This is a genomic window from Catelliglobosispora koreensis DSM 44566, assembly GCF_000379685.1.
Classification (GTDB): domain Bacteria; phylum Actinomycetota; class Actinomycetes; order Mycobacteriales; family Micromonosporaceae; genus Catelliglobosispora; species Catelliglobosispora koreensis.
The window spans coordinates 1-4550 of the sequence record NZ_KB903264.1 but is presented as its reverse complement, the minus strand read 5'-3'; the positions used below and the strand labels follow the sequence as shown (position 1 = coordinate 4550).

At 66.2% G+C, this 4550-nt stretch carries 4 protein-coding genes; 3 read left to right on the top strand and 1 reads right to left on the bottom strand.

Annotated elements, in window-relative coordinates; all coding sequences use genetic code 11:
* The coding region (locus tag A3E1_RS41540; RefSeq protein WP_040391555.1) for a DUF4331 family protein at nucleotides 1-412 on the bottom strand (412 nt) is incomplete at its 3' end.
* Between the two features lie 157 nt (nucleotides 413-569).
* Between A3E1_RS41540 and A3E1_RS47325 the strand changes: the two genes are divergently transcribed.
* The 3 genes from A3E1_RS47325 (at nucleotide 570) to A3E1_RS0122535 (ending at nucleotide 4407) form a co-directional block, all read left to right on the top strand.
* Nucleotides 570-1859 carry a tetratricopeptide repeat protein gene (locus A3E1_RS47325; protein WP_051105128.1) on the top strand — a complete coding sequence of 430 codons (1290 nt, stop codon included), beginning with the start codon at nucleotides 570-572 and terminating at the stop codon, nucleotides 1857-1859.
* Nucleotides 1856-3526, top strand: coding sequence for an urease accessory protein UreH domain-containing protein (locus A3E1_RS0122540; protein ID WP_020523060.1), 1671 nt, complete (start codon nucleotides 1856-1858; stop codon nucleotides 3524-3526). Before A3E1_RS47325 ends, A3E1_RS0122540 begins: the two co-directional genes overlap by 4 nt.
* Nucleotides 3527-3612: 86 nt before the next feature.
* On the top strand, nucleotides 3613-4407 hold the full coding sequence (locus tag A3E1_RS0122535; RefSeq protein WP_020523059.1) for a ferritin-like domain-containing protein: 795 nt from the start codon (nucleotides 3613-3615) through the stop codon (nucleotides 4405-4407).
* The last annotated feature ends 143 nt before the right edge of the window (nucleotides 4408-4550 follow it).

Below are 4550 nucleotides of genomic sequence, written 5' to 3'. Positions count from 1 at the left end.
TCTGGGTGAAGTTGAGGTCCGGGTCATCCAGGGACGTGACGGAGCCAGTGTTGTACAAGAAGGTGTTTTTGTTCTTGTACGACGATTCGAATTCCCACCGGTAGACGATGTCAGGCTTGGCGTCGCCGTCGTTGTCGATGTTGATGTCGTGTGCGGCCTTGTCGGCGAACGGGTAGAAGTTGGGGCCGCCGTTGGGCTCTTCGAACGGTGTCCAGTTCGCGATCATCGTGACCGTGTCGGGTGCGTCCGGGCTGACGAACGCGTACAGGTCGGTGTTGTCCAGGCGTGGCAGCCCGGCGATTAGCGGTGCCTCCCGGTGAGATGAGGCGATGCTGGCAGCTGGCGTCATCGAGGCGATGGCGGCGACGGCCAGGCCGAACGTCGCGGCTATGAGTGCGGGTTTTCTTGGCAAGGTCTTTTCCCCCTGTGGTGTCAGCGGCCCTCTGTTCTGGCGGGGCCTAGCTGGTCATTCGCAGCAAACGCCATGCCGGATTGGTCCGTTTTCGACTTTTTTAGGAGCCGTGTCTGAAATTGATGTGCGACGTTGCCCCCGCTAGATGGGGGTGCGTATGAGGTGGTGTGAAAGACGGCGGCTGCTGCTTATCGTGGCGGGATTGGCGGCCGGGGTGACGGTGGCGGGGTCGCTGATTTGGCGGCCAGACACGACCCCGGCACCCGCCCGGCCGGGTGACCCGGGGGTTGCGCTAGAGGCCGCTGGGGCGAAGTTGCGGGAACGGCTGACCCGGCTGCCCACCGACGCGGGCGGCTGGGCATCACTGGGCATGGTCCACGTCCAGCTGGCCAGGGTGACCGACGGTGCCAGTCACTACCCGCTGGCGCAGCAAGCCTTCGACAAATCCCTGTCCGCACGGCCGCACGGTAATGAGCCCGCACTGACCGGCCTGTCCGCTCTCGCAGCGGCCAAACACGACTTCGCCGCCGCGGCAAGCTATGCCGAAAACGCGCTCGCCGCAGACGGCTTCTCGGCAGCGGCCGCAGGCGCTTTAGCCGACGCCTACATTGAGCTTGGCCGCTATGACGAGGGTTTCGCCGCGGTGCAGAAGATGGCCGACCTGCGCCCCGACACCGCCTCCTACGCCCGCGCCTCCTACAGCTTCGAGCTGCGCGGCGACACAGTCCGTGCACGTGAGCTCATGGCCAAAGCCACCCAAACCGCGGAAGACCCTTCCGAGCTGGTTTTCGCGCTGCAGCACGAGGCAGACCTCGCCGTGGCCGCACATGACCTGCCAGCCGCGCAGGCTTTGCTGGATCGTGCCTCACAGCTTTACGGCCAGTACGTGCCAGTTCTCTACGGACGGGCCAAACTCGCTGCCGCACAAGCAAACCTGCCCGAAGCGATCACCCTCATGCGCGACGTCACCACGCGCCAGCCACTACCGGGCTATGTGTCCTATCTGTCCGGCCTGCTGACCGCTTCCGGCGATCGTGATGCAGCCGCACAGGCGCACACGCTGATGCGTGCCGCCGGGCAGCTGTCCGGCCCAGACACCGACCGGGTGCTGTTCGAAGCCGAACACGGCGACCCGGCAGCCGCCGTCGCGATGGGACGCCAGCTGTACGCGCAACGGCCATCGATCGCCGTGGCCGATGCGCTGGCATGGGCGCTGCACCACGCCGGGCAAGACGCCGAGGCCGCCACCCACGCAGGGCTGGCGCTGCGGCTGGGAACCAAAGACCCGCTCATGATCTACCACCGTGCGGTCATTTTCAAAGCCCTGGGCCGCACGGCAGAAGCGCAGGCCGGGCTGCGCGAGGCCCTCACCCTCAATCCCGCGTTCTCCCCCGTGCACGCACCTGCCGCCCGTGCGGCGCTGGCCGAACTTGGTGGTGCGGCATGAAACGCCTCGTCGTTGCCGCAGCTGTTGCGGCTATAGGGTTTCTTGCGGTCCCGGCCGGTGCGCAGGCTCATCCGCTAGGAAACTTCACCGTCAGCCAATACGCCGGCATCACCGTCGCCCCAACAGTGATCAGCATCGACTACGTGCTCGATATGGCCGAACTGACAACCGCAGGTGAACGCGCCGGCATCGAAAACGCTGGCGCAGCAAAGAAATGCACCTCCATAGCCGCAGCGAACACCCTGACCGTCGCAGGCAAGCCGCTGGCACTGCACGGTTCCGGGGCGTCGCTGACGTTTCCGCCCGGCCAGGCGGGACTGCCGACCCTGCGGCTGGAATGCCAGTTCACCGCACCGGCAGAAATCAGCCGGCCCGAACCCATCGGGTTTGCCTTCGGTGCCTACACCGACCGGCTCGGCCTACGCGAAATCGTGGTCACCGCAGAAAACACGACGATCAGCGGACCTGGGATCTCTTCTGCCAGCCGCACCGCACGGCTGCGCTCATATCCAGACGAACTTCTGTCCGCTCCGACAGATCACCAGGCAGTCAGCTTCACCGCGGCACCAGGCGGCACGGCAGACGCCACCGCCACCAATGTTGGAAGCGAGCCGCAAAATGCTGGCACCGCCGCACGGCTGCAGGCGGCACTGGCATCACTGGCCGGGCGGACCGAACTGACCACAGGCATCGCATTGCTCGGCGTGTTTCTCGCGATGCTGCTAGGCGCAGGGCACGCCATCGCCCCCGGCCACGGCAAAACCATCATGGCCGCCTACCTCATCGGCCAGAAAGGACGACGCCGCCAAGCCCTCGAGATAGCCGCCACCGTCACCGCCACCCACACCGCCGGCGTCCTCGCACTCGGCGTCATCATCAGCGCCTCATTCACCCTCGCCCCGCAAACGATGTACCGGTGGCTGGCCATCGCCAACGGCCTCATCGTCGCCGCCATCGGCATCATTCTCCTCAGGCGGGCACTCCACGGCCAAGGACACCACGGGCACGGCCATGGGCATGGGCACCATCATCACCACGGGCATAGCCATCACCATCACGGCGAGGCCGGGAACCACGGGCATCATCACCATCACGACGATGCCCATGATCACGGTCATCAGCGCGGTTGGCCACGCCAGCTCGTGCCTGCCGGCCAGGTCCCGGCTGGCGACGGCACCGGCCTGCTGCTGCCCAGCCCCCGCCATGACCACGGCGGTGCGCACAGCCACGACACTGCACATTCGCATGACGCTGACCACCAGCATGGCCACGATCATGACCATGACCACTGGCATGGTCATGACGGCCAGCACCACCGCCATGACGCGGCCCCGGCGACTCCGGGACGCAAAACGGTGCTGGCGATGGGTTTCGCGGGTGGGCTGACGCCTAGCCCTTCGGCGGTGGTGGTGCTGCTCGGTGCCGCCGCAGTGGGGCGGGCGTGGTTCGGGGTGCTTCTGGTCGTGGCGTACGGGGCGGGTATGGCGGCGACCCTGACCGGGGTGGGTATGGCTTTGGCGAAATTCAGTGACCGGCTGCAGCTGCTGCTGTCACGGCGCTGGGGCACCGTGCTGGGCAAGCTGCCGCTGGTGTCGGGTGCGTTTGTGCTGGCGGCGGGGCTGCTAATCACCATCCTGGCCGCATCTGGCAGCGCACTGTTTGTCTAAATAGGACCGGATGGGTCGCCGGGCCGGGTTTCCATCGAATAGGTGACCCGGCCCATCTGCCGCCCGGTGGCGGGCGAAGACGGGGCATGACTGTTCCTGTGGATGAACGCGCGCTGCGCGGGCTCATGGAAGAATCGGCGGACCTTCACGCCGATGCCATGCGTTCCGGGCGCGCGGACCTAGCCGATTACGCCGACGCCGTCCGTGACACCCATTCCCCGTTGCTCAAAGCGGCGGGTTTCGCGGCGGTCGCCTTCGGCACCGTGAGTGCGGGAGTTCTTGGCAGTGCGGGCAGCGCGTGGGCTGCCGCCGAAATGGATGTGATGGCTTTGCAGACAGCCGCGTCCCTGGAAAACCTTGCCGTAGCCACCTACAAAACCGCTTTGACGTTGCCGTTTATCGGCGGGTCCAGCGCCAACAAGGTCGTGCAGGCGTTCGCGAACAAGACGATGGCCCAGCATGACGAGCACGCGCAGGCATTCAACGCCGCCCTCACCAAACTCGGCGCGAAAACGCAGGCCGCGGCGAACCCGAAGTACGCGCCTGTTGTGAAGGCTGCCGTGCCAACCATTAAGGGCCCGGCTGATGTTGTCGGGCTGGCGATCACGCTGGAAGACGTGGCGGCGCAAACGTATGTCAAGAATGTGGGGCAGGTGTCCACTCCGCAGCTGCGTCAGCTGTTCGCCTCTATCGCCGGGGTCGAGGCGCAGCACAAGGCGATTCTCCTTGCCGTGCAGGCACTGTTGAAGGCCGACGCGTCGCTGATCGCGCTGCCGCCGGATGCGGCGAAGCTTCCCGACGCCGCTGGCGGGGTCGGGTTCCCCGACGCGTTCTATCCCACCGCGATGGCCTCCCCGGTCGAAGAAGGAGCGGTCAAATGAGCCGTGACAGCGACATGCACGTCTCCGAAGCGCAGCTATCGGCGATGACCCGCGACCTTGACGACTTGCACCGCAGCACCTTCCCCGGTGTCCTGAAAACCCTGGCCTCATTCAGCCCGTCCCGCCGGTCGCTGCTCGTCGGC

Coding starts and splice junctions, on each gene's coding strand:
- A3E1_RS0122535 (WP_020523059.1), top strand. CDS start 3,613: ATGACTGTTCCTGTGGATGAACGCGCGCTGCGCGGGCTCATGGAAGAA.
- A3E1_RS47325 (WP_051105128.1), top strand. CDS start 570: ATGAGGTGGTGTGAAAGACGGCGGCTGCTGCTTATCGTGGCGGGATTG.
- A3E1_RS0122540 (WP_020523060.1), top strand. CDS start 1,856: ATGAAACGCCTCGTCGTTGCCGCAGCTGTTGCGGCTATAGGGTTTCTT.